This is a genomic window from Devosia nitrariae, from assembly GCF_030160115.1.
Lineage (GTDB): Bacteria > Pseudomonadota > Alphaproteobacteria > Rhizobiales > Devosiaceae > Devosia > Devosia nitrariae.
This window is the reverse complement of record NZ_BSNS01000022.1, coordinates 343,346-367,407: the sequence shown is the minus strand read 5'-3', so window position 1 is coordinate 367,407 and position 24,062 is coordinate 343,346. Positions and strand designations below refer to the sequence as shown.

The 24,062-nt window shown below is 64.3% G+C and carries 22 protein-coding genes; 14 read left to right on the top strand and 8 right to left on the bottom strand.

Features of this window, described 5'->3' with window-relative positions:
- Positions 1 to 112: 112 nt before the first annotated feature.
- Both QQK18_RS21415 and QQK18_RS21410 read left to right on the top strand, forming a co-directional pair.
- Positions 113 to 1,063 (top strand): nucleoside hydrolase, encoded by a 951-nt coding sequence (locus QQK18_RS21415; RefSeq protein ID WP_284342403.1) that lies wholly within the window; start codon positions 113 to 115, stop codon positions 1,061 to 1,063.
- 180 nt (positions 1,064 to 1,243) lie between these two features.
- Positions 1,244 to 2,476, top strand: coding sequence for a D-alanyl-D-alanine carboxypeptidase family protein (locus tag QQK18_RS21410; RefSeq protein WP_284342402.1), 1,233 nt, complete (start codon positions 1,244 to 1,246; stop codon positions 2,474 to 2,476).
- A 142-nt stretch (positions 2,477 to 2,618) separates the two neighbouring features.
- Here the strand turns inward: QQK18_RS21410 and QQK18_RS21405 are convergent, their stop codons facing one another.
- The 3 genes from QQK18_RS21405 to QQK18_RS21395 form a co-directional block, all read right to left on the bottom strand.
- On the bottom strand, positions 2,619 to 3,605 hold the full coding sequence (locus QQK18_RS21405; RefSeq protein ID WP_284342401.1) for a serine hydrolase domain-containing protein: 987 nt from the start codon (positions 3,603 to 3,605) through the stop codon (positions 2,619 to 2,621).
- Between the two features lie 127 nt (positions 3,606 to 3,732).
- Positions 3,733 to 4,584: a protein-L-isoaspartate O-methyltransferase family protein gene (locus tag QQK18_RS21400; RefSeq protein ID WP_284342400.1), complete on the bottom strand. Its 852-nt coding sequence runs from the start codon at positions 4,582 to 4,584 to the stop codon at positions 3,733 to 3,735.
- Between the two features lie 132 nt (positions 4,585 to 4,716).
- The gene (locus QQK18_RS21395) at positions 4,717 to 4,986 is read right to left on the bottom strand and encodes a hypothetical protein (RefSeq protein ID WP_284342399.1); all 270 of its coding nucleotides are present in this window, start codon (positions 4,984 to 4,986) and stop codon (positions 4,717 to 4,719) included.
- Positions 4,987 to 5,116: 130 nt separating this feature from the next.
- Between QQK18_RS21395 and QQK18_RS21390 the strand changes: the two genes are divergently transcribed.
- From QQK18_RS21390 to QQK18_RS21370, 5 genes are all read left to right on the top strand, one after another.
- Positions 5,117 to 6,766, top strand: a complete 1,650-nt coding sequence (locus tag QQK18_RS21390) for a winged helix-turn-helix domain-containing protein (RefSeq protein ID WP_284342398.1) — start codon at positions 5,117 to 5,119, stop codon at positions 6,764 to 6,766.
- 230 nt (positions 6,767 to 6,996) lie between these two features.
- Positions 6,997 to 7,770 (top strand): amino acid ABC transporter substrate-binding protein, encoded by a 774-nt coding sequence (locus QQK18_RS21385; RefSeq protein WP_284342397.1) that lies wholly within the window; start codon positions 6,997 to 6,999, stop codon positions 7,768 to 7,770.
- A 77-nt stretch (positions 7,771 to 7,847) separates the two neighbouring features.
- Positions 7,848 to 8,528: an amino acid ABC transporter permease gene (locus tag QQK18_RS21380; protein ID WP_284342396.1), complete on the top strand. Its 681-nt coding sequence runs from the start codon at positions 7,848 to 7,850 to the stop codon at positions 8,526 to 8,528.
- Positions 8,525 to 9,286 carry an amino acid ABC transporter ATP-binding protein gene (locus QQK18_RS21375; RefSeq protein WP_284342395.1) on the top strand — a complete coding sequence of 254 codons (762 nt, stop codon included), beginning with the start codon at positions 8,525 to 8,527 and terminating at the stop codon, positions 9,284 to 9,286. Before QQK18_RS21380 ends, QQK18_RS21375 begins: the two co-directional genes overlap by 4 nt.
- A 44-nt stretch (positions 9,287 to 9,330) precedes the next feature.
- Complete coding sequence (locus tag QQK18_RS21370; RefSeq protein WP_284342394.1) at positions 9,331 to 10,263, top strand: serine hydrolase domain-containing protein; 933 nt, start codon at positions 9,331 to 9,333, stop codon at positions 10,261 to 10,263.
- 66 nt (positions 10,264 to 10,329) lie between these two features.
- Here QQK18_RS21370 and QQK18_RS21365 read toward each other — a convergent pair whose 3' ends face one another.
- The gene (locus QQK18_RS21365) at positions 10,330 to 11,388 is read right to left on the bottom strand and encodes an ABC transporter ATP-binding protein (RefSeq protein WP_284342393.1); all 1,059 of its coding nucleotides are present in this window, start codon (positions 11,386 to 11,388) and stop codon (positions 10,330 to 10,332) included.
- Between the two features lie 217 nt (positions 11,389 to 11,605).
- Between QQK18_RS21365 and QQK18_RS21360 the strand changes: the two genes are divergently transcribed.
- Positions 11,606 to 12,760 carry a mandelate racemase/muconate lactonizing enzyme family protein gene (locus tag QQK18_RS21360; RefSeq protein WP_284342392.1) on the top strand — a complete coding sequence of 385 codons (1,155 nt, stop codon included), beginning with the start codon at positions 11,606 to 11,608 and terminating at the stop codon, positions 12,758 to 12,760.
- A gap of 11 nt (positions 12,761 to 12,771) precedes the next feature.
- Here QQK18_RS21360 and QQK18_RS21355 read toward each other — a convergent pair whose 3' ends face one another.
- The 3 genes from QQK18_RS21355 to QQK18_RS21345 form a co-directional block, all read right to left on the bottom strand.
- A complete protein-coding gene (locus QQK18_RS21355) occupies positions 12,772 to 14,109 on the bottom strand; it encodes an enolase C-terminal domain-like protein (RefSeq protein WP_379993863.1) in 1,338 nt (445 codons plus the stop codon).
- A 9-nt stretch (positions 14,110 to 14,118) separates the two neighbouring features.
- Entirely contained in the window at positions 14,119 to 16,077 is a 1,959-nt protein-coding gene (locus QQK18_RS21350) for an ABC transporter permease (RefSeq protein WP_284342391.1), read from the bottom strand.
- 150 nt (positions 16,078 to 16,227) lie between these two features.
- On the bottom strand, positions 16,228 to 17,628 hold the full coding sequence (locus QQK18_RS21345) for an ABC transporter substrate-binding protein (protein ID WP_284342390.1): 1,401 nt from the start codon (positions 17,626 to 17,628) through the stop codon (positions 16,228 to 16,230).
- A 505-nt stretch (positions 17,629 to 18,133) separates the two neighbouring features.
- Here QQK18_RS21345 and QQK18_RS21340 point away from each other — a divergent pair.
- From QQK18_RS21340 to QQK18_RS21330, 3 genes are all read left to right on the top strand, one after another.
- Positions 18,134 to 18,868 (top strand): FadR/GntR family transcriptional regulator, encoded by a 735-nt coding sequence (locus QQK18_RS21340; protein WP_284342389.1) that lies wholly within the window; start codon positions 18,134 to 18,136, stop codon positions 18,866 to 18,868.
- Between the two features lie 157 nt (positions 18,869 to 19,025).
- The gene (locus QQK18_RS21335; RefSeq protein ID WP_284342388.1) at positions 19,026 to 19,238 is read left to right on the top strand and encodes a hypothetical protein; all 213 of its coding nucleotides are present in this window, start codon (positions 19,026 to 19,028) and stop codon (positions 19,236 to 19,238) included.
- A gap of 311 nt (positions 19,239 to 19,549) precedes the next feature.
- On the top strand, positions 19,550 to 20,254 hold the full coding sequence (locus QQK18_RS21330; protein ID WP_284342387.1) for a DUF6065 family protein: 705 nt from the start codon (positions 19,550 to 19,552) through the stop codon (positions 20,252 to 20,254).
- 52 nt (positions 20,255 to 20,306) lie between these two features.
- Here QQK18_RS21330 and QQK18_RS21325 read toward each other — a convergent pair whose 3' ends face one another.
- Positions 20,307 to 21,629 carry a S8 family serine peptidase gene (locus QQK18_RS21325; protein ID WP_284342386.1) on the bottom strand — a complete coding sequence of 441 codons (1,323 nt, stop codon included), beginning with the start codon at positions 21,627 to 21,629 and terminating at the stop codon, positions 20,307 to 20,309.
- Between the two features lie 143 nt (positions 21,630 to 21,772).
- Between QQK18_RS21325 and QQK18_RS21320 the strand changes: the two genes are divergently transcribed.
- The 3 genes from QQK18_RS21320 (at position 21,773) to QQK18_RS21310 (ending at position 24,053) form a co-directional block, all read left to right on the top strand.
- A complete protein-coding gene (locus QQK18_RS21320; RefSeq protein WP_284342385.1) occupies positions 21,773 to 22,276 on the top strand; it encodes an RNA polymerase sigma factor in 504 nt (167 codons plus the stop codon).
- Between the two features lie 6 nt (positions 22,277 to 22,282).
- On the top strand, positions 22,283 to 23,002 hold the full coding sequence (locus QQK18_RS21315; protein WP_284342384.1) for an anti-sigma factor family protein: 720 nt from the start codon (positions 22,283 to 22,285) through the stop codon (positions 23,000 to 23,002).
- A gap of 79 nt (positions 23,003 to 23,081) precedes the next feature.
- A complete protein-coding gene (locus QQK18_RS21310; RefSeq protein ID WP_284342383.1) occupies positions 23,082 to 24,053 on the top strand; it encodes a ribose-phosphate diphosphokinase in 972 nt (323 codons plus the stop codon).
- Positions 24,054 to 24,062: the final 9 nt, after the last annotated feature.

The following is a 24,062-nucleotide window of genomic DNA, read 5'->3' as shown; positions in this document are numbered from 1 at the left end:
CCGGGCTCGGAATTTCGACAGGTTGAGGTTGCGGGGTTGCAAACCCGGCGCATCCTCGCTTGAAGTGACGTCCTCACCTCAGCCCTTCCCTGGTCCGACAAGGAGTATTGCCATGACCCGGCTGGTCCTCGACTGCGACACAGGCACGGACGATGCCATCGCCATATTCGTCGCGGCGCTCCACCCGGAGCTCGAGCTCATGGCCGTGTCGACCGTCAACGGCAATGTGGCGCTGGAAAACACCACCGAGAACACGCTGAGGGTGCTCGATCTGATCGGCGCCAAGGTTCCCGTTCATGCCGGGGCCAGCCGTCCTTTGGTTCGGCCGGACTTTCCCATACCGCGCGACATCCTCAATGCCGGCAATCCCGAGTTCCAGGTCGCCTATCTCGACCTGCCGCCCTCGCGGACCCCCGTCCACGAGACGCCGGCCGTGCGCATGCTGATCGACACCTTCATGGACCCGGCGAACGCCGACATAGTGCTGGTTGCGACCGGCCCGTTGACCAATGTGGCGCTCGCCCTTGCCGCCGAGCCGCGGCTGGCGCGAAAGATCAGCCGGCTGGTGCTGATGGGTGGCGCCCACCTTGGCGGCAACGTGACCGCCACCGCCGAGTTCAATTTCTGGGTCGACCCGGAAGCGGCGCGCGCAGTATTTTCCTCCGACATCGGCGAGATCGTGGTGATGCCGCTCGATGCCACCCATAGCGCTCCGCTGATCCTTGCCGATTGCGACGCCTTCGACCGGCTGGGCACGCCTGCGGCCACGGCCTGCAGCCGCTTTCTTCGCCATCGGATCGAGCAATACCACCAGGAGGGTGACACGCCTTCCGCGCCCGTCCACGATGCCCTCTGCATCGCTTATCTCGTGCGCGAGGACGTCATCACCGCTTGGGGACACTATCCCGTTTCGATCGAAACGGCAGGAGAGCAGACGCTCGGGCAGATGGTCGTCGACACCAGGCCGTGGGCGACGGCAAGGGTCAACGCCGCCATCGCCTACAAGGCGTCGGTCGACATTTTCCGCGACGTGCTGATGACGGCGTTCAAGGCAACGGGATAGGAGGGGATCATCATCGCCAGCCGATCGCATCCGGAGCTGGTCCGGCGATCGAGGCGCTTAAAGGTGCATTAACTCCAACTCCTACTTTCAATTTCATTCGAATTTTAGGCGCATTGCCGCCGCATTGAGACATGAGATTTCGGGGCAGTCAGAACGCCAAGCTGCGGTAGTGCCCGGTCAATGCGTATCGTTGCATCTTTGAGAGGCTACGTCCTCACCGTCATTGCCGCTTTCGTGCTCAACCTTGCGGCTGCATTCACTTCCGTTGCGGCCATCGAAAATCTGGCAAGACCGGCAGCCATCGTCGTCGACGCCAAGACGGGCCAAGTGCTGTACGAGGAAGCGGGCGGCAGCAAACGCTATCCGGCGTCGGTGACCAAGGTCATGACGCTCTATGTCCTCTTTCAGGAACTGGAAGCGGGCAACATCTCGCTCTCCACCAAGATGGTCGTCTCGCGCCACGCTGCCGCGGCCCGGCCAACCAAGCTGGGGCTGGCGGCCGGCTCGAGCATCACGGTCGAGGATGCGATCAAGTCGCTGGTGACGATATCGGCCAACGATATGGCCCGGGCGATCGCAGAGCACATCTCGGGCACGGAATCCGAGTTTGCGCAGCGCATGACGCAAACGGCGCGAGCGCTGGGCATGCACGACACGCGCTATGCCAATGCCTCGGGCTGGCCCGATCCCAACAATCTCACCACCGTGCGCGACCAGGTGATCCTCGCCATGGCGGTCTACCAGCACTTCCCGCAATACTACGCCTATTTCCAGACGACACGGTTCGTTTATGGCGGCCGCACCTACAGCAGTCACAACAGGGTGCTGGGCTATATGGGCGCGGTCGACGGGCTGAAGACCGGCTGGACGACCTCGTCCGGCTCGACGATCCTGACCGCAGCGCGCAAGGACGGCCGGCATCTCATCGTTGCCGCGTTCGGCTTCAGCGGGGCGCGGGCAAGGGACGACAAGGTCCGGCAGCTGGTTGCGGCCTATCTGCCGAAGGCGCATCAGGGTGACATGCTTGCGGCCGCCATCGTTCCTCGGCTGGGCACGGGACAGGGTGTCGCGGTCGCCGCGGCTCAACCGAGCCAGGCCGTTTATGTCGTGCCGATGCCGCTACCCGACTTCCGCCTCCCGCAGGCGGGTGCGGGGAGCCCGGCTGCCGTGGTGATGGAAAGTGTGCCGACACCGGCTGTCCGGCCAGATCAGACTTCACAGCAACCGGCCCTGCAGGCTGCCAGCACCCTTGCCTCCCCGGCGCAGCCACCCCAGCCCGCTCATCCGAACGAGGATGTGATCGGCGCCTGGCTCAGCGAAACCTACAGCCTCGGCGCCCCGCCTGCTGCGCTGGGCCAGACACGCGCGTCCGCGCCACTCGTTCCGCCGGCTGACGTGGGGGCCGTGGAGTGAGGTCCGGGCCGGGTACTCGTATGGGCGGGATGCGGCGCGCGGGCGTGAGTGTGAGCCACGAAAACATCACCAACTCGGGGATGACCCGGTGGGTGGGGATGGATGGTGCCCACACCAAGCATCGCAGGGACGGATGAGCAACCTACGCCAGCGCCAGCACCGGCCCGTCGAGCAGCTGCATCAGGTCGCCGAAATAGCCTTCAGAGCGTGCTGGCTGGGTCGGGTCGGAGGTGATGGCAATGGCCAGGCGCCGTTCCTGATGCGCGGCGATGATCTGGCCGCCATAGCCGCGGGCAATGGCAAAGCCGGTGTCGGAGAGGAACCAGCCATAGCCGTAGCGCAGTCCCGACCAGGGCGACCGGCCGCGGGGAACGAGCGAGGCCTCGACCCAGTCCGCCGGCAGCACCTGCCGGCCCTCAAACTCTCCGCCGTTGCGCAGCATGACGGCGATCTTCAGCATCGCCCGTGGGGTCAGCGCCATCTCGTTGCCGCCGAGGTAATAGCCCTGCGGATCTCGGGTCCAGGGCGGGACCTCGAAGTCCATGACCTCGCCCAGCCGTGAACGGGCCTGGTCGAGAAGACTCTCACCCGTCGCCTCGGCAAGCGCGGCGCCGAGTATGTGGGTCGTGCCGGTTGAATAGATCATGCGGCCGCCTGGCTCGGCGACCATGGGACGGCGCAGCGCAAAGGCCAGCCAGTTGCCCGATTCCACCCACCGGCCGTAATTGGGTCCCGAGGTCGGCTCGAGCCCGGCGCGTAGGCTCACCAAATCCTCCATGGTGATGTCGGCCACCCCCTGCGTCGCGTCGGCCGGGATGATGGTCGGTGCCACGTCGCCGAGACGCGCGCCGACACCGTCAATTTCGCCCCGATCTATGGCCGCGCCCAACAGCAGTGCCACGATGCTCTTGGCGCAGGATTTGATGTTGGCGGACCTGTCGAGGCCGCCTCCACGAGGCGCCTCGGCAAAGAGCATGTCCGCGCCGCGCTGCACCTGCAGGGAGTGGAGCTGCGGCATGGCCTCGATCGCGGCGCCCAGGTCGCTGCGGGCTTGCGCCTCGGCTCTGCGCACGAAGGCCATGGCGAGACCCCCGGCGGCGAGCGCGGTGAAACCGCGGCGTGTCAGCATGTCGACCCCCTCGAGTGGAGCAGGCGCGGACGCCTGCCTTAGAACAAGGGAGGAGTAGTGGCCGGCGCTTTCGGCAAATTACCGGCAGCGGCGCTGACGTTTGCGTGATCAGCCTTCTGCTCCGGCGTCACTCCGCCGCGGCCGCCGACGAAAACCAGACATCCTCGTAGACGGCCACCGCCGTTTCATCAGGCTTCCGATCGGAGGCAAGCCAGACCGAACGGATCGCCCTGACATCGCTCCGCGTCGGACTGCGGTCGCCGGAGTGGCCTTGTGAAGCTCCGACGCAGGGAATGAACCAGGCGCGACCCAGTGACTTGGCGATCAGCCCGCCTGCCTCCTCGCGACGGATCAGCATCGCCACGCCGATGTCGTTGGTCGGCTTCCACGGAAAGATCATCCGACCGCCGGGACGCAATGCCTCGAGCCACTGGGCCGGCGGCGACACGACACCCGCGTTCACGTAGATCACGTCCGATGGTTCCAGCGGCAGCGCAGTGGCGTCGCCGCAGATGACGTCGACCTTCTCGAAGGGCTGCAGGTTGGTGCGTGCGGTATTGGCGAGCGTCTCATGAAACTCATAGGCCCGGGTGCTTCCCCCGGGAGATGTCAGGAAGGAGAGGATCGCCGTGTAATAGCCGGTCCCCGCTCCGATATGGGAGACGCGTTCACCTGGCTGAGGATCGACGGCAGCAAGCCAGGCGGCGTGCAACTGAGGCTCGCCATTGTTGATGCCACGTTCCTCGTCGAGAGCAATGAGGACGTTCTGATAGAGGTGAACCGGATCGGCCGTCGGCGTGTCGATATAGCGACGTGCCTGCATTGAAAGGATGCGCCACGGGCCGGGTGGCAGGAATGCCTCTCGGGGCAAGGCTTCGAAGGCGCGTTCAAGCCGGATGCCTGCGTCGCCGGCTCCGGCTGTCAGAAGCTGCGAATAGAACCTGCGAACATCGGCCAGATCGGCACGCTTGGCTGACATCGGAATTCCCTGGACTGCGTCGTGAAAAGGCAGGGAGGGAAATCTAGAGAGAAGTCGTTTCACACATTTGAAGTCGCCACGCCAGGAGTGAAATCCCTGGCGCGGCCGCTTGCCGGAAGAAGCCAGGAACGGTCAATTGGAACTCGCGTAGCGGCCGGTGCAGGGTCGCGGGAGCATCTCGTTGACTTGCCAATCGATATCGGCCGCGACGCTGCCATCGTGCGCGGCGGGGACCGGGGGAGCACACGGCCGTTCCCCGATATCCCTGTATTGGGCCGGATGCCTCGAGGCGGCGAGGCCGGCATTCACCTCGGCATCTACCCAGCCGGCCAGATCATTTCCCGCGGCGGGCAGAGCCCATAAGGAGAGTATAGCCGAAACGGCAAGTGTGGATCTCGACATGGTGGTCCTCCATTCCATTGGTTGCGTCGTGCACGCACAATGGTGTCGGCAGCCGGCCAAGACCTGTATTTGCGCTGCAATTTGCCTGAAATCCGGCTACATTCTGCCGACACCAGCGCAGGTGGAACGATTGCAAGACGCAGAGTTCTACAGGTTCGGCGATTTCGTCCTCGATACCGCGCGCATGGCGCTCTTTCGGGATGGCAGCCAGGTCGAGCTCAGGCCCAAGGCCTTCGAAACCCTGCTGACGCTGCTGCGCAATGCCGGACGGGTGGTGACCAAGGACGAGCTTGTGGCGAGCGTCTGGCCAAGTGTCATCGTCAATGACGACGCGCTGGCGCAGTGCGTTCGCGATATCCGCAAGGCCCTCGATGACCCTGGGCAGACCTATATCCGCACAGTGCCGCGGCGCGGCTACATGTTTGCTTCCCCGGTCGAGACAGGCGCGGGCGGCCCGGTGCCAGTTGCGAGACGGCGTCTTAGTTGGTGGCTGACCGGCGCTGTGGCTGTCGTTGCCGCGCTTGCCGTTGCGGTGGTCCTTACCCGGGCGTGGACAGAGCCGGAAGCGCCAGGGCTCGCCTTGTTCGACCGCAATCCTCGCCTGACAATCGCCGTACTCCCATTCAGAAATGATAGCGGGTCCGAAACGGACGCCTGGGTGGGTGCGGGGCTCGCGGAAGACATCCTCACCGGATTGGCCCGGTTCGGCGATCTGACGGTGATCTCCCGCAACTCCAGCTTCCGCGACGCAGAAGCGGACCCGGTGGACATTGGTCGCCAGCTCAACGCGGACCTCGTGTTGCAGGGATCGGTGCGGCAAACGGGCGACACGCTGCGGTTGTCGCTGCAACTCGTCGATCCCGACAGCGGGACCTATCGCTGGGTCGGCCGATACGAGGAGCGGCTGGCGAATTTCTTTACTCTCCAGGACACCGTGACCCAGGAGATCGCGTACCGACTTGCTCTCGGCGCGCGAGATGCGGTGGTCACGCGGGTGCAGGGAAAGCCGCCCGAACAGCTGGCCGCCTACGAGCTGGTGCTGAGGGGGCGGAACCTTTGGCGGCGCTTCACTCGCGAGGACACTCTGCATGCGCTGGACCTGGCGGAGCGGGCGGTAGAAATGGATCCCGGCTACGCCGTTGCCTGGGAACTGCTAGCGCAGGTTCTGCTGCAGCTCTACATCCAGCCTTACAATGAACAGGGCGGCGATCCGGCCACGCTTGCATGCGCGCGTGAGGCCGCCGAACGCGCGGTTGCGCTCGACCCGGGATATGCGGCCGGCCAGGCTACACTGGGCGCGATGCTCTTCCGGACCGGTGCTTATGATACCAGCATTGCAATCCTCGAGGAGGCGCTTCGCCTCAATCCCAACGACGCGGGCGCCATCACCAGCTACGCGAACATCCTCGGCGTTGCCGGTCTCAACCGGGAATCGCTGCGCGCCTGGGACGAGGTCGAACGCCTCGATCCGCTCGGGCCACCACTGATCCACGCGCTGCGGTCGCGATCGTACGTCCTGCTCGGTGAGTTCGCCCAAGCGCGCGCGGAAGCCAGGGCCTGTGTCGGCAAAGCACCCGGGCTTCCGGTCTGCCACCTGTATCTCGTGATAACAGCCCAGGCGAGCGGTGAAACCGAAGCGGCCCGGCAAGCGGCCGAGGGGCTCCTTGCTCTGAACCCGCAGTTCTCGATTTCCGAGCATTTTGCCCGGACGGTCTACCGCAATCCGCAGGACCCCGAAACGCTCGCGGCGTATTTGCGCGCGGCCGGGCTGCCGGAATAGTAGGGCGCGGCACGGGCGAGGGTGGGCGACTCGCGCTCCGGCATTCGTCCACTAAAGCCGCTCGTTTCGGAAAACCAGCGCTGCCGTTCGGTGGAATGCGCAAACGGATTCGACGCGCCGGGCGCAGGTAGAAACAATCTCCCGGGCTGTTGTAACCTACGGTTTCCAAGTGCATTTTCTGCGCCAGTGCCGGTCCAGTCAGAGCGGGCCGGCTGGTAAGGAGAACAACAATGAAGCTCACCAAGACTTTGCTCGCCATTGGCCTCGTACAACTGGCCCTTGCAACGCCCGCTCTCGCCCAGTCCGCGCTCGACCAGATCCGGGAAGCCGGCGTCCTGCGCATCGGCACCGAGGGCACCTACGCCCCGTTCACCTACCACGACGCGACCGGTGAACTGATCGGCTTCGACGTCGAGATCGGCCGCGAAATCGCCGAGCGCATCGGGGTGGAAGCCGAGTTCGTCGAAGGACCCTGGGACGGCCTCATCGCCGGGATCGACGCCAACCGCTACGACGTGGTGATCAACCAGGTCGGTATCACCGAAGAGCGCCAGGCAAAGTACGATTTCTCGGAGCCCTACATCGCCTCGAGGGCCGCCCTGATCGTGCGCGCCGACAACGAGGACATCCTCAGCTTCGAGGATCTCGAGGGCAAGCGCGCGGCCCAGACGCTGACCAGCAACTACGGCCAGATGGCCGAGGAAGCTGGCGCCGAGCTGGTAGGGACCGAAGGGTTCGACCAATCAATTGCCCTGGTGCTGCAGGGGCGGGCCGATGCGACCATCAACGACAGCCTCTCCTTCTATGACTTCAAGAAGCAGCAACCGGACGCGCAGGTGAAGATCGCGGCAACGCAGGCCGATGCGAGTTATTCGGGGGTGCTGCTCGCCAAGGGCAAGCCGGAACTGCTCGCGGCGATCAACGAGGCGCTGGCCGGGCTCGAGGAAGACGGCACCTATGCCGAGATCTCCGAGAAATATTTCGGCGAGGACGTCTCGCAATAACTCCGCTTTCACGGCAGTTTGCAGGATCGGCCGATGCTTCGGCCGATCTTTCTTTTTGAGTCTTTCAGGAGCGCGCGATGCCGCACTGGCTTTCCCTGATGATCGAGTCGCTGCCCTCGCTGCTCTGGGCCTGCCTGCTGTTCACCGTGCCGCTGACGCTCCTCTCCTTCGCGCTCGGCCTCGGCGTCGGCTTTGCCTCGGCTCTCATCCGACTCTTCGCCCCAGCGCCGTTCGCTGCGGTCGTCCGTTTCTACGTGTGGATCATCCGCGGCACGCCGCTGCTCGTGCAACTGTTCCTCATTTTTTATGGACTGCCCAGTATCGGTATCGTGCTCGATGCGTTTCCGGCGGCCTTGATCGGGTTCACGCTCAATATCGGAGCCTATACTTCGGAAGTGATCCGGGCGGTGCTGGGCGCGGTGCCGAAGGGGCAGTGGGAGGCGGCCTATTCGATAGGGATGACCTGGACGCAGGCCATGCGCCGGATCATTCTGCCGCAGGCGAGCCGCATCGCCGTGCCGCCGCTCTCCAACACCTTCATCGCGCTGGTCAAGGATACGTCGCTTGCCGCGGCGATCACCGTGCCGGAGCTCTTCCGGGCCGGCCAGAGAATCGTTGCCACGACCTATGAGCCGCTCATCCTTTATGTCGAGGTCGCCTTGATCTATCTGGTCGTCAGTTCCGTGCTTTCAAACCTGCAGGCCAGGCTCGAAAAACGTTTGTCGCGTTATGGCGGCTATATCGAGGCCGGCTCATGATCACGCTCGAGAACATCGACAAGCACTTCAACGACCTGCATGTGCTCAAGGGTACGAGCCTTGCCGTCAAGGAGGGCGGGGTGACGGCGCTGATCGGCCCTTCGGGGAGCGGCAAGAGCACGCTGCTGCGCTGCGTGAACCTGCTCGAAGTGCCGCAATCGGGGCGCGTGCGCATCGACGATGCGGTCATCGCGTTCACCCCTGCCGGCAAGGTCGACCGCAATGCCGTGCTGGCGCTGCGGCGCAAGACCGGCATGGTGTTCCAGAACTTCCAGCTCTTTCCGCATCTGACTGCGATCGAGAACGTCATGGAAAGCCTGGTGACGGTGCTGAGACGCTCGCGCGAGGAGGCGAGGCAGCGTGCCATGGACCTTCTCGAAAAGGTGGGCATGGTCGAGAAGGCCGAAGCCTGGCCCGCTAGCCTTTCGGGCGGTCAGCAGCAGCGCGTGGCGATCGCCCGGGCACTGGCGCCTTCGCCCAAGGTCCTGCTCTGCGACGAGCCGACTTCGGCTCTCGATCCGGAGCTTGCAACCGAGGTCGTCGAAGTGCTCGCCCAGCTCGCACGCGAGGGGACCACCATGCTGATGGCAACCCACGACCTGCGGTTGGCAGCGACAATCGCCAGCGAGGTGGTGTTCCTCGATGCCGGCGAGATCGTCGAGGCGGGGTCCGCAAGCAAGGTCTTCCGCACCCCGGAGCGCAACCGCACCAAGCAGTTCATTTCGACGCTGACCGCGCAGGACCTGCCGCCCGGCTAGGTGACAACCCTGGGGCAGCCGGAGAGGTGAGAATGCCGCTTCACATGATCGATCTCGATCTTCCGGAGGGCATCCCCCTGCAGGTCGGGATTTCCTCGGGCTCAGATGCGAGGGTCTGGTGCAGCGGAAACTGGACCGAGGCGCGGCCGGTCAGCGAAACTGATGTCTACTACACAGGGAGCCTCACCAAGCAGGTCGTCGCGGTGGCGATTTTCATGCTCGAGAGGGAAGGGGCTCTGTCGCTGGACCAACCGGCAACGCACCTGCTCAGCGATCTGCCGGCCTACTTCGGTTCGATCAGCCTTCGGCAACTGCTTCACCACACGGCGGGCCTGCCTGGCCCAAAGGAAAGTGAAGCGATTGCTGCAAGGCTCGGACATATGCACTGGACCAATCAGGCTGCCTTCGATGTTCTCCATGAGTCGAACGCGCCAGAGACGGTGCCCGGAACGATCTACAGCTATTCCAATCTCGGGTATGTCGTGCTGGCGGCAACCATAGGTGCGTGTGGGGTTCCGTTCCATGAGTTCGCCAGGCTGCGTCTGTTTCGACCGTCGGGTATGAATGATACCGAAGTCCGATCCACTCCGCCTGACTCTCCGCGAACGCCGCAGATCGAGTTGTTTGACAAGCTTCCATTGTCGACAGGCGACGGAGGCATGTGGAGCTCAGCGCGCGACGTCATGCACTGGGGCGCTGCGATGAACGCGGACGCGTTCGGCGTGTTCGAGAAAATGGCTACGCCGGGACAGCTGCTCGATGGAACGGTTCTGAACTATGGCGGGGGCGTAGGCATCCGCGAGTTTCAGGGGGTGCCGATGTTCAGCCATGGTGGCAGTTTCGGACCGGCTACCGCCAAGCTGATCTGGGTACCGGAGCGGCAGCTCGTTATTGCGGCAGTAGCGTCGGGAATGGGGACGGAAGATCTGGCAAATTTGGTCGACAATAGCCTCGCCTTGGCGATGCGTGTTGCCTGAACCGCTGCCGCGTGTCCGGTTCAGGCCAATGGAGCGCCACCGAGGCGGCGCTCGCCAAAGCTTCCGTCAGGCGGCGATGCGTTTGCCGCTGTCGGCGTCGAACAGGTGGATGGCGTCCCTTTCAGGACGAACGTGCAGCACCTCGCCGGGCCGGGCCGCGATGCGTTCGCGGAAGGCGCCCATGAAGTTCTGGCCCGCGAAACGGGCAAAGACCTGTGTCTCAGAGCCGGTCGGTTCGACCGTCAGGATCTCGGCGGGCAGGCCCTCCGGGTCGAGGTGGAGGTGCTCCGGACGAACACCGAGCTTGACCGGCCGGCCGACAGAGCCGGACGGAACAGGTCCAAGGTCGATGCGGGTGCCGTCGTTGGCAACGAACGCGTTGCTGTCGAGCTTGCCGTCCAGCAGGTTCATGGCGGGCGAGCCGATGAAGCCTGCGACGAACAGGTTTGCTGGATTGTCGTAGAGCTCGAGTGGCGTCCCGATCTGCTCGATCACACCGTCATGCATGACGACGATGCGGTCGGCCATGGTCATGGCCTCGATCTGGTCGTGCGTCACGTAGACCGTCGTTGTCTTCAAGCGCTGGTGGTTCTGCTTGATCTCGGACCGCATCTGGACCCGGAGCTTTGCGTCGAGGTTGGACAGCGGTTCGTCGAAGAGGAACACGGCCGGTTCGCGCACGATCGCCCGGCCCATGGCGACGCGCTGGCGCTGTCCGCCCGAGAGGTGCCGCGGGTAACGCTCAAGGTATGGCTCGAGGCCGAGGATTCCGGCGGCGTTGGCGACACGCTGTTTCGCCTGCTCGCGCGGCACCCGTTGGAGCTTTAATGAGAATGCCATGTTCTGTTCGACGGTCATATGCGGGTAGAGCGCGTAGGACTGGAACACCATGGCGATGTCGCGATCCTTGGGGGCGAGTGTGTTGACCACGTTGCCGGCGATCGAGATCTCGCCCGAGGTGATGTCCTCGAGTCCCGCGATCATCCGCAGCAGGGTAGACTTGCCGCAGCCCGACGGCCCCACCAGGATGACGAACTCGCCGTCGGCGATATCGATGGTGACGCCATGCAGCACCTCCATGCTGCCGTAGCTCTTGCGCACATCATCAATGTGGACCGCACCCATTTCTTTCTCCCTTTCCGGGGCCATTCCGGCCCTGCATAGTTTGCGCACTACGGTTTCGTTTGCCGCCGCGTGCCTTGCAGCAGACGCTAGCAGCAGTGTTCAGCAGGCGTCCAGTAACGCCGGTGAGGTCGACAGGGGACAGACGCGCTCGACGCTGTCGCGGCGGCCTATTACAAAGGTCGGCGATGCGAGAGCGCATCGATACTGGGGAGGGGACATGAAGATCACGTCGGTCAGGACCGCGGCCACGAGCGGCCATTGCATGCATCTGTGGGTGCGGATCGAGACGGACGCCGGAGTAACCGGCATCGGAGAGTGCGTGCATGGCGGACACCAGGCCATCGCCATCATCAAGGAACTCGAGGGGCGGCTGATCGGACGCGACCCCTTCGCCATCGATGCGATCTTCGAGGAGATCCGCCGCAGCCTCGTTTTCGAAGGGGGTTTTGCCGGCGCCCTGATCACGGCGCTGACGGGTATCGAAATCGCGCTCTGGGACCTCAAGGGCAAGGCGCTCAAGGTGCCCATCTACGAACTGATGGGCGGCAAGTTCCGGGACGATATCCGCGTCTATTGCGATTGCGAGGTTTCGCCCGGCATGAACATGGCCGAGGTCCAGGAGGTGGTCGACGAAGTGCTGGAGGCGGGATTCTCCGCACTCAAGGTCGATCTCGATATCCGTGCCTACGGCCACACCGGCAGCGAGACCGGCTGGTACGAAAAGGACAAATTCAACATGACTCCCAACCGCTGGGAGCATGACCGCATGGTCCAACTGGCCGAAATGGTGGTGAAAGCTGCCGGTCCTTCGGTCGACGTCGCGGCCGATCTTCATACGAGGCTCGACAAGCACAGCGCCATCCGGCTCGCGCGCGATCTCGAGCCGCTGAAGCTCATGTGGCTCGAAGAGCCGGTGCCGCCCGAGAATATCGACACCATGCGCGAGATCACCCGCGCGACCTCGACGCCGATCTGCGCCGGCGAGAACCTTTATCTCCGCCATGGCTTTCGTGAGCTGATCGAGAAGCAGGCGGTCGACATCATCATGCCCGACATTCCCAAATGCGGCGGGTTGTCGGAGTGCCGCAAGATCGCGGAGATGGCGGACCTCTATTCGATCCCGTTTGCGCCGCACAACGTGTCGTCTCCCATCGGCACGATGGCGTCGGCGCATGTCTGTGCCACGGTGCCCAACTTCCTCGTGCTCGAGTTCCACTGGTTCCACAGGGAGTACTGGTCGACCATCACCGACGGCGGCGACATCATCAGCAACGGCCGCATTGCGCTCAGCGACCGGCCCGGCATCGGGCTCGAGCTCAACGAGGAGGTGGCGCGGACCCACCAATATCCCGGCACCACCTGGTTCGAGTAGGATTCGCATCTTCAGCGCACCAGGGCAGGGCGCTTGGCATCGAAGCGCCAGCCCTCGATCAGGTGTTGCATGGCGGCGGCATCGTTGCGGCCGCCAGCCGGCAGCGAGCAGTAAAGGGCGTGTGCCTGTTCAAGCGCCTCTTCATCGAGTTCGACGCCAAGCCCAGGCTTCTCCGGGACTGCAACCTGCCCGTTGCGGATCACCGGCGGCTCCACCGTCAGGCGCTGCCCGTCCTGCCAGATCCAGTGGGTGTCGAGCGCAGTGATCGCCCCCGGCGCGGCGGCGCCCACCTGGGTGAACATGGCGAGCGAAATGTCGAAATGGTTGTTCGAGTGCGAACCCCACGTGAGGCCCCACCGCTCGCAAAGCTGGGCCACTTCAACCGAGCCCTGCGGCGTCCAGAAGTGCGGATCCGCCAGCACGATGTCGACGGCACCGAGCTGAACGGCGTGGGCCATCTGGCGCCAGTCGGTGGCGATCATGTTGGTGGCGACTTTTATGCCGGTGGCGCGGCGGAACTCGGCCAGCACCTCGCGTCCGGAATAGCCGGCCTCAGTTCCGCACGGGTCCTCCGCATAAGCGAGGATCGGCTTGATCTCGCGGCAAAGCGCAATCGCCTCTTCAAGCGACCAGGCTCCGTTCGGATCGATCGTCAGCCGTGCTTCGGGGAACCGCTCCGCGAGGGCAGCGATCGCCTCGATCTCCCCGCGACCGTCGAGCACGCCGCCCTTGAGCTTGAAGTCGGCAAAGCCGTAGTGCTCGGCTGCCGCCTCGGCCTGCCGCACGATGGCGTGCGCGTCGAGCGTAGGCTCATCGCGCACGCGCATCCAGCCCTTGGCCTCCGGTGCCGGCGAGCGGTAGCCGAGCGGCGTGCGGGTGCGGTCGCCGACAAAGAACAAATAGCCGAGCATCGGGACGTGCTTGCGGCACTGGCCATCGCCTAAAAGCTCGGCCATCGGCACGCCGAGGAACTGCCCCATCAGATCGAGCAGGGCACACTGGAGCGCGGCGACCGCGTGGATGGTGACGCGCTCGTCGTAAGTCTGCTGGCCCCGGCCGGCGGTGTCGCGCGCGGCGTATGTCGAACCGACCTGTCTCAGCAGGGACCGGTAGGAGGCGATCTCGTGCCCCTCGACCAAAGACCTTGCATCCTCGAGAGTGCGGGTGATGGCCTCGCCACCCGGCACCTCACCAAGACCGGTGTGACCGTGGCTGTCGGTCAAGATGACGACGTTACGGGTAAAGAACGGCGCGTGCGCACCGCTGAGGTTAAGCAGCATGCTGTCGTGTCCGGCGACGGGCACGACGCGCATGCTGACGACACGCGGTGACGAAGACGAACTCACCATCGCTCGCCGTCAGCCCTTGACCGCGCCGACCGTCAGGCCGCCGACGAGGAAGCGCTGCGCATACATGTAGAGCAGGGCCACCGGAACCGCCGTCAGCAGCGAAGCCGCCATCAACTGACCCCAGGGCAGGATGTCGCCGACGACCATCGATTGGAGGCCGATGGGGAGCGTTCGCAGGGACTCGCTGTTGATGAAGACGAAGGCGAAAAGGAACTCGTTCCAGGCATTGGTGAAGGCAAAGAGCGCGACCGCCAGCAGCGCCGGGGCGGCGAGCGGCAGCGTGATGCGCCAGAAGGCGTAGAACCGACTTGCCCCGTCGATCATCGCCGCCTCCTCGAGCTCCACGGGGATCGAGCGGAAATAGCCTATCAGCACCCAGGTTGCGAACGGCACCAGGAACGTCGGATAGGTGACCATCAACGCGCCATAGCTGTTGATGAGGCCCAGATCGCTCAGCGTCTGGTAGAGCGGGATAAAGATCAGCGTCCCGGGTAGGAGATAGGTGATGAGGATCGCGGTGGTCAGGAGCCCCGCCCCGACGAACTTGAGCCGTGACAAGGCGTAGGCGGCGAGGGCCGCGACCACCACCGAAACCAACGTGCTGACCGCGGCCACCAGCAGCGAATTGCCGAGCCAGACAAGGAAAGGCGACTGCGTGATCAGGGCCTGATATTGCCCGAGTGTTGCCGGATCAGGCCAGAAGATGGAACTGCGCTGGCTGATCTGGGGGGTGGTTTTGAACGAGGTGATGACGACCCAGTAGAACGGGAACAGCACGAACACCATGATCGGCAGAAGGATCAGGAGCCTCACGCCAATCCCCGCCTTCTCGCGCTGCCTGGGCTCGAGCACCGGAAGTACGGGCGAGCCCGTCACCCGCCGGCGGATCGCACGCGCAGTGGCCTCGAGGCCACGATTGATCATCTCGAAGGGCCAGAAGACGATATCGAGGATGAGGCTGAAGGCTCGCCCGAATAGTTTGCCGATGCGGGTGCCAATCCCCGGGGCTTTGTTGATCGACGCGCGGTCATCGTGCCGCATGAACTTGGCGAGCAGGTAAATGAGGAACGCCATCAGCGGGGCGACGCTCAGCGCAATGGCGCTTCCAGGGCCATACTGCAACGAGCCGATCGCCTTCTCATAGGCGAGGATGGAGTAAAGACGGGTGGCGCCGCCCGGACCGCCGCCGGTCATCAGGAAGATGAGGCCGAACTGGTTGAAGGTCGAAATGAACGACAGGAGCAGCACGACGAGGATGACGTAGCGCATTCCTGGTAGCGTCACGTAGCGGAACCGCTGCACGGCACTGGCGCCGTCGACCTCGGCCGCCTCGAACAGCTCGTTGTCGATGGCCTTGAGGCCGGCAAGGAGCAAGAGGGTATAGAAAGGGATGCCCTTCCAAACGTTGACGGCAATGACGCTGCCGAGCGCCATGTTGGGGTCCGAGAGCCAGCCGAGCGGCCGGTCGATCACTCCGAGGCCCTGAAGGATCGGGTTGAGGCCGCCGAAAAGCGGGTCATAGATGCTCTTCCAGGCCAGGGCCGTGACGACCTCGGGCACGATCCAGGGCAGCAGCATGATGGCCGACAGCAGGTTGCGATAAGGCAGCCTGCTGTGCAGGATCAACGCGATCGTCATGCCGGCCACGAACTTGATGGCCAACGACCAGATGGTGAAGTTGATCGTGTTCTGCAGCGAGAGCAGGTAGTCGCTGTTGGTGAACAGGCGCTCATAGTTTCTGAGGCCGACACCGACCGTTTCGCCGGTCACGAAACTGAACGTTGTCGTGCTCATCAGGATGGCGTTGATGAACGGCCAGAAGATCAGCCCGGCCATCAGCAACACCACCGGCAGCACGAACAGAGCTGCAATCTTCCAGTCGCGGCCAAGCATGGCCCTGAGCCGGATCGAGGTCGGCGTCGCCCCCTTTTTCACCACGGGTCGGTCGAGCGATATGCGGTTGTCCAAGGGCAAGTCTCCTGTTTGCCTTGAGCGCACGGCGCTCCGGGCCAGCAGCAAAGCAGCACGCATTCCGACGCCAAGCGTCAGATCCAGGCTGCGGAGGACATGACATCGATGGAGAGGGTCACTTGCGCCACCCTCTCCATCCGAACCCGTCTAGGGCTGCATGATGCCGCCTTCTTCGAAGATATCGACCATCTTCTGGTGCGCATCCCGCACGGCGTCGGCGGGCTGCATACGGCCCGCGATGACGTTGGCGACCATCTGCTCGACCACCCCCTGGGCGCGGATAGCGTCGACGCCGGCATTTGGATCGGCCGGCCACGACTGCCCCAGGAACGGATCTTCGACACTGACCTGCTCCTTGATGGTGGCCAGGTTCGGGTCGCTCGCCAAGAGCTGATCGGTCCAGAGATCCGCATAGGCCGGCGTAAACAGCACGCCGCCCAGCTCCGACATGGGCGTGAAGTTCACGGGATCGAGCAGGTCTAGCGCCAGCTGCTTGGCGAGGTCCACGTTCTTGGACCCCTTGAAGATCGTCAACCAGCCGCCGACATTGCCGCCGTCGCGGCTGTCGCCGTTGTTGGCGGTGGGCGCGTTCAGCAACACGATGTCGGGATAGACCGGATTGTCGTCGCGCTTGGCCTGCGCATAGACGCTGAAGGCGTTGTGCGTGTAGCCGATCTGTCCCGCGAGGAACGCTTCGTTGTTGCTGGTGTCGGTCCAACTCTCGACGCCCGGCGGCAGCATGGCGGCATATTTGCCGTTGCGGTCGTAGGTTTCCCTCAGCCACTCGACCGCAGCCACGGTCTCGGGCGTATCGAACTGCACGATCTGTCCGGTCTCGTCGGTGAAATGTCCGCCGAAGGCCTGGATGAGAAGCGTCAGATAGCCGAAGCCGTCACCGCTCTGGTTGGGCGTCAGGCCCCAGCCATAGAAGTCGGGCCCGGAAATGGCGAGAGCCGCCTCGCGACGATCGTCGAACGTCTTGAGGTTTGCCGGATCGATGCCCGCTTCCCTCAGCTTATCGCCCCTGAAGAAAAAGCCGGTCGTCGTGCCGATGAAGGGCACCGCCTTCCACACGCCGTCGAACTGGCCGGTCCTGGCGGCATTGAGGCCTGGCATGATGTTGCCGTACTTTGCAACGGCCTCCTCGACGACGTCGGTCACGTCCTCCAGGAGGTCGAGCAGATGCATCTGCGGGATCGAGACGTTGCTGGTATAGGCGAAGTCCGGTGGGTTGCCGGCTCTGACCGCGGCGGACATCTTGCCGAGGAAATCCCCGAAGGATTCCGGATTAGTGGTCGAGATGTCGAGCTCGGCGTTGTTGGCGGCCGCGAACTTGGTGACCGTGTCGCGGAAGGCGGCCTGCGCAGCTTCAAAATATTCGGTGCGGTGGATGACGGTCAGCTTGCCGGCGGCACCTTGCGGAAGGTCCAGCTCGGGCGCGGCATCCTGGCCGAGCACCGGCAGACCGTGTGCCCCGAAAAGCAGTCCCGCACCCGTCGCGGCACTCCCCCGCAGAACATCTCTGCGGGTCAGTTTCCCCTTGTACATGTTTCGTCCTCCTCCTGACGATTGTGGTTCCCCAGGGTTTGACGGTTCCCTCAAACCATCAGACCCCTTCTTCAAAAATCCTCTGCAGCCTCTTCAAAGGCAATCTGTGGGCGAACGGCTGGCTTGTCAACGAGCAATCATACTTCTTTGATCGCCGGTAACGTACCTCGAAGGGGCGATTCATGGATGAGCGGCGATCGATAAGTATGATTTCTATGGTGGCGGCCGAACCGCCACGTTTGTGATGGGCGATACCCTCTCGATCTGGAATTCTTTTCTCTTATCGTTCAGTAGCTTACGTGTGGACAGGGGGCGCTGCGAACCGCACCCGTTGCTGCGGATATCAATGATGTGCCAGACGGCGACTTGCCCAGCTGCGCGCGAAACTGCGAGTCGGGGCTATGAATGCTTCAAAGGAGTATGATAGATTTCGCAAACACCCCGCCCCGTGGCCCCGATGCCGCCATGCCGGCGTTTCCTCCGGCATCCCAAAACGTCCCACGCAATGTCCGCCGCTGCCCCTTCACTCCACCTCACCGATCGCGTCAAGCTGGGCCTGCTCCGTTTCATCGAGGCAGAACGGTTGGTACCCGGTGACAAGCTGCCTCCGGCCGAGCAGTTGTGCCGCAAGTTTTCGGTGAGCCGTACGGTGGTGCGTGAAGCGATTGCCAGTCTCAAAGCCGAAGGGCGGGTGCGGTCGCTCCGCGGCAGCGGTGTCTATGTGGCCGAGGCGCGCGATGTCACGGGCCGCGTGTCGATGTTCATGGCCGCGCCGCAGGAAATCGGCGATATCCTCGATTTCATGGAGTTCCGCATCGCTGTCGAGGTCGAGGCGGCCGGGCTCGCGGCCGAGCGCCGCACCGAGACCAACCTTTTACGCATGGAGCAGGCGATGGCGCAGTTCCACCGCCATATGGCCGATAGCAGTCTTGCCACCGACTCGGACCGCGCGTTCCACCGGGCTATCGCCGATGCGACCAACAACGGGCGCTTTCAGATGTTTGTCGACGAGATGGGCGGGCGGCTCATTCCCCGCCGCGCGCTCGGCGCGAGTTTCAAGGACGAAGCGAGCAAGTCGACCTTCCTTGAAACCATTGAAGCCGAGCATCGCCACGTCTTCACTGCCATCGCTGAGCGACGGCCGGACGAGGCGCGCCTCGCGATGCGCCGTCACCTCGAGGACGGCCGGCGCCGCTACCGCGAATGGAGCCTGGCGCGGGATCTGCCGGCGACGCGCTGAAAGAGCGTCAGAGTAGTGGCGGCCATCAACAATCGGCCTGCACCGCGGCATCGGGAGCTGCGAGAGCCCCTGATGTCGCAGGTTTTCGCCCCGGCGCAAGCGGGCCGAGGCCGGCGTTTTCCATCAATCGTCGTCGTCGGACGAGTTCGAGGAAGAATTGGAACTCGAGTTCGAGCTCGAGTTGGACGAGCTGTTGGAACTGGAGTTCGACGAAGAATTCGAGCTTGAATTGGATGACGAGTTCGAACTGGAATTTGAGTTCGAATTGGACGAAGAGTTCGAGCTCGAATTGGAGTTCGAGTTAGAATTCGAATTGGAGTTCGAGTTCGAGTTCGAATTGCTCTCCCACCACCAATTGCGCTTGGGATAACGGCGATAGCCGTCATCGGCGACCTGGACACGCTCGGCATCCACGACCCTTGGTGCGGTCATCGGGGCTTCGGAGATCGCGGCCTGGGCCGGGGCCGCGACGGACACGATCGTGGCGACCGCGAGCGTTGAAATGGTTATCGATTTGGCCATGTGAACGTCCTTTCGACTGGCGCGGGCGAATGTGCCTCGCAGGGTCAAGGACGAGCCTGCCTCCCATCTATTCCCGAAATTTTTTCACGCTGCGAATGGAATAGATCCGCCTGCCGGCCGTCTCACGCGGCAATGCCGATAACATGTGAGGTCCGTCCGATGTTCATGAACCCTAACCGCACGATAGAGTTCCTGTGCACCCCGGAGGACGAGGGTGTGATCGCTCCGCCGGTCGCCGCCAAGACGCACCTGCCGGACTGGTTCCGCAAGCTCCCGGCGATCGACAAATCCAAATACGGCACCGGCGATACGGGACTGACCGTCAAGCGCTGCATGCCGTTCATCGATGCGATGACCACCGGTTTCATCCTGCCGCTCGCGGCAACCGTCCGACTCGAGATCCGTGACAACGGCCAGACTGTCACCGCCGGCTGGGATTTCGACAAGGCCATGGTCTCCAACCACGGCGAGCACCAGGTCGCTGGCCACCCGAGCGCGCCACGGCCACCGTGCAAGTTCCACAACTACTGGTCGATCCGCACCCCGCCCGGCTGGAGCTGCCTCTTCGTTGCGCCGCTCAACCGCAAAGAGCCGGTGTTCGAGCCGGTCGCCGGCGTCGTCGATACCGACACCTATACCGCGCCGGTGCACTTCCCATTCTTTGCCACCGCGCCGGATGGTCTCTACGAGCTCGCCAAGGGAACGCCGCTGGTGCAGGTCATCCCCTTCCGCCGGCAAAGCACCGAACTCGAGCTTTCGGTACGGGCCGAACATGCCGGCGAGGCCATGGAGCGGCAACGGGTCCACCGCAACACGCTCGCTGCCACCGGCTGGTACCGCAAGTTCGCCCGCGCGCAACGTTAGCCTCTCGCTGCGACGGGCGTGGTGAGGGCGTGTCCCTCCGCAGGATGCGCCCTCACTCTTTGCAGGGGCTGCCGATCTGCACCAGACCATGGCCGAAGACGTCGTCGCGCCCGGGCTCGCCGAGATCGAGGCTGGCGCCTGCCACGGCATCGAGGAGCTCGGCAACGCTCGCTTCCGGCGCCCGTGCCCGTGCCGCCGCCAGTGCGACCGTCACGAACGGCGCTGCGAACGACGTGCCGGTCTGCGGCCGTATGCCCCTGATGGAGGCGGCGGTCGGGATGTCGACCCCGGGCGCCGCAAGGTCGACATGCAGGCCCTGGACGGCGCGGCGGTAGGCATTGCCGTTGCCGTCGACGGCGGTGACGGCAACGACCGAGTCGTAGGCTGCCGGATAAAGCGGCTCGGCTCGCGGACCGGCATTACCGACCGCTGCAACGAGCGGCACATCGGCCTCGACAGCCGTGGCGACGGCCTCCTCGACCACCGCATTGGCGGGGCCGGCAAGGCTTAGATTGATCACCTCCACCTCGGCCGAAAGCAGCGAGGTGATGGCGAGGTAAAGGCCATAGGCATCAGCGCGGTCGTCGCCGCCGCTGCCGGTGAAGGGATCGGCGACATGCAGGCGCGCGCCCGGCACCATGCCGGGCACCCGGCTGTCGGCAGCGCCGGCGAACATCGCCACCACCGCGGTACCGTGCTTGAGCTCGGCAGGGGCTGCGTCAGCGTCGCCGATCCGCTCGAGCCTTATGTCGGCGTCCGCCAGCATCTCCTGATCGAGATTGATACCGGCGTCGACGATGCCGATCACCGGCGCAAAGCCGCAGGTCCCGTCGGAGGGCACCTGATAGGCAACCTGCGTCCAGTTTTTGCAGATGGCTGCGTCACAGTCGGCGGCCTGGTTGCGGTAGTAGCTGTTGGGCGCGGCGATCAGTCCCGGCGAGAGCGCCGCCACGGCTTCGGCTGCGGCCTCGACGCTCATGCCTTGCGGCACCCTCAGCAGGGTCGCCTCTGCCTCGCTGCGCAGCGCATTGTAGCCGAGCCGCTCAAGCTCGGCTCGGATTGTGGCGTCGAGATGGAGCACCACCACTTCGTTGGCGGCCTCGACCGCGGGTGGTGGTGGCGGCGCGCGCACAGTTGGGGCCGGGGCAGAAAGGACGGGTCTGCTCAAGCTGTCGTCCCAGCCGCCATTGTCGTCGTCGTCATCATCACCAAAGTCATCGTCGTCGTCATCATCGTCATCGTCGTCATCATCATCGTCGGCGAAGGCCGCGTGCGGGGGCACGCCGGCCTCGTCGACGGAAAAGAGCCCGGTCAGCGGCAGGGCGGAGATCAGGCAGGCGAGCACGGTGAGGCGCAATGGGTCGAACTTAGCCACGGCCACTCCTTTCCAAAGCGGTTGATCGGGTTCGTCCGATGACGCAGCATTGATACATTCATTCCCTTCGTGACAAAATTTATGCTGGCGGGGAATAAGAGGCGCCGTGCGGCGTCATCGCGCCAAGGAACCTGTGACGCCCCATGACGACCGCCATTGGACCATTGCTGATCGAAGCGCTGCCGCGGCTGCGGCGCTACGCCCTGTCGCTGAGCCGGGTGTCCGACGTTGCCGACGAGTTGGTACAGGGTGCCTGCGAGCGGGCACTCGCCTCGGCGGCGCTCGACGACGAGATGCGCTTCGATGCCTGGATGTTCAGGATCGTGCGCAACCTCTGGTACGATCGGCTGCGGCGATTGCGTACGCGCGGCGAAGAGCTCGACGTTACTGTACGCGACGACCTTGTGGCCGTCGAGGGCGAGGCGGTGCCGGAGCGGCGGATGCTGCTGCGCCGGGCGGCCGAAGCCATCGATCGCTTGCCGGAGGAACAGCGCGAGGTGCTGCTCCTCGTCTGCGTCGAGGGGCTCAGTTATCGCGATGCGGCCGAGATGCTCGACCTGCCGATCGGCACGGTGATGAGCCGGCTGGCGCGCGCCCGCAAGCGGGTGGCCGAGGATATCGGCGCCGAAACCGGAAAGGTATTGTGAGAACGGATGGCCAGATCATTCGACGATGAAGAACTGATGGCCTTTGCCGACGGCGCAATCGAGGAGCCACGCTTCTCCGACATTGCCGCCGCCATCGAGGCCGACCCGGATCTGGCCCGACGCCTGGAGCTCCTGGCCGCCGGCGGCGAGGCCGCGCGCGCCGTCTATGGGCCGCTCGCCGACCGCCCGGTGCCCGATCGCCTGCGCCGCCGCGTCGAAGCGACGATTGCCGCGGCAGAGACGGTGAAGGTCGTCCCGTTCCGGCGGCTGCACTCTCGCCCCGCCTGGCAGCCGGTCACCATTGCCGCCTCGGTCGCCGTGGTGCTCGCCGCACCCGCCGGGTATTTTTTCGCCCGCACCGGCGAAGACTTTTCCATCGCCGCCGGCGAACCGCTGGCCCCCTCATTGGTTGCCCAGTTGGAGACGGTGCCGTCGGGCGCCGAGGCAGAGCTCGGCGCCGCGACCCTGCAGCCGATCGCAACCTTCACCGACGCCGCCCAAAACCTCTGCCGCGAGTTCGAACTCGATCGCGAGGTCACCACCGTCGCTGTCGCTTGCCGCAGCGAGGACAGCTGGCGGGTTGCCATCGCCATCGACGCGCCGCCGGCCGATGACGGCTATGCGCCCGCCTCCTCGCTGGCGGCCCTCGATGCCTTCCTCGACAGCATCGGCGCGGGCCCGCCCATGTCGCCAGAGGAGGAACGGCGGTTGCTCCTGAGCCGTTAGGCTACATTGGCGCATGATCGCAGTTGCCCGCCGCGGCGAATTGCGGTAGGCGGCTCGCATCCATGACAGGGACGTTTGCATGAACGAGCTGGCTGTCTTTTCTGGAAGTGCCCACCCGGAGCTTGCCGAGGAGATCTGCGCCAGGCTCGGCGTGCACCTGCTGCCGACGCGGCTCAAGCGCTTCTCCAATGATTGCCTCGAGGTGCAGCTGCAGGCCAATTGCCGCGAGCAGGATGTGTTCGTGATCCAGCCGCTGAGCGCGCCGGTGCAGGACAATCTGATGGAGTTGCTGCTAATGCTGAATGCCGCCCGCGGCGCCTCGGCGTCGCGCATCACGGCGGTCATTCCTTATTTTTCCTACGCCCGCTCCGACAAGAAGGACGCCCCGCGGATCTCCATCGGCGGGCGCCTCGTTGCAGACCTGCTTTCGACGGCAGGCGCCGACAGGGTGCTGACCATGACGCTGCATTCGCCCCAGGTCCACGGCTTTTTCAGTGTGCCGGTCGATCAGCTCCATGCCTTGAGTGAGCTCGCAGCCCACTTCCAATCCTACGATCTCGGTCGCGCAGTAGTCGTCTCGCCCGATCTCGGCAATGCCAAGAATGCGGCTCATTTCGCCAAGCGCCTGGGGCTGCCGGTCGCCGCCGGCGCCAAGGAGCGCATCAGCGACACCAAGGTCAGGGTCTCCGCCCTGATCGGCGACGTGCAGGACCGCGACGTCATCGTCCTCGACGATGAGATCTCGAGCGGCGGCTCGATTCTCGAATTGCTGCAGCACTTGCGCGACCACGGCGCGCGCTCCGTGCGAGTGGCAACCACGCATGGGATCTTTGCTCGAGACAGCATCGAACGGCTAGCGGCCGAGCCGGATATAGTCGAGATCGTCTGCACCAATACGGTGCCTGTTCCGGCCGCAAAGCGCGTTCCCAAGCTTACGGTCATCTCGGTTGCTCCGGCGCTGGCGGAAGCCATCAGCCGCATCAATAGCGGCAAGTCGGTCAGCGCCTTGTTCTACACCGAACCCGAGACAGGCAAAGCCGCCGCCGAGTAACATCTGCGA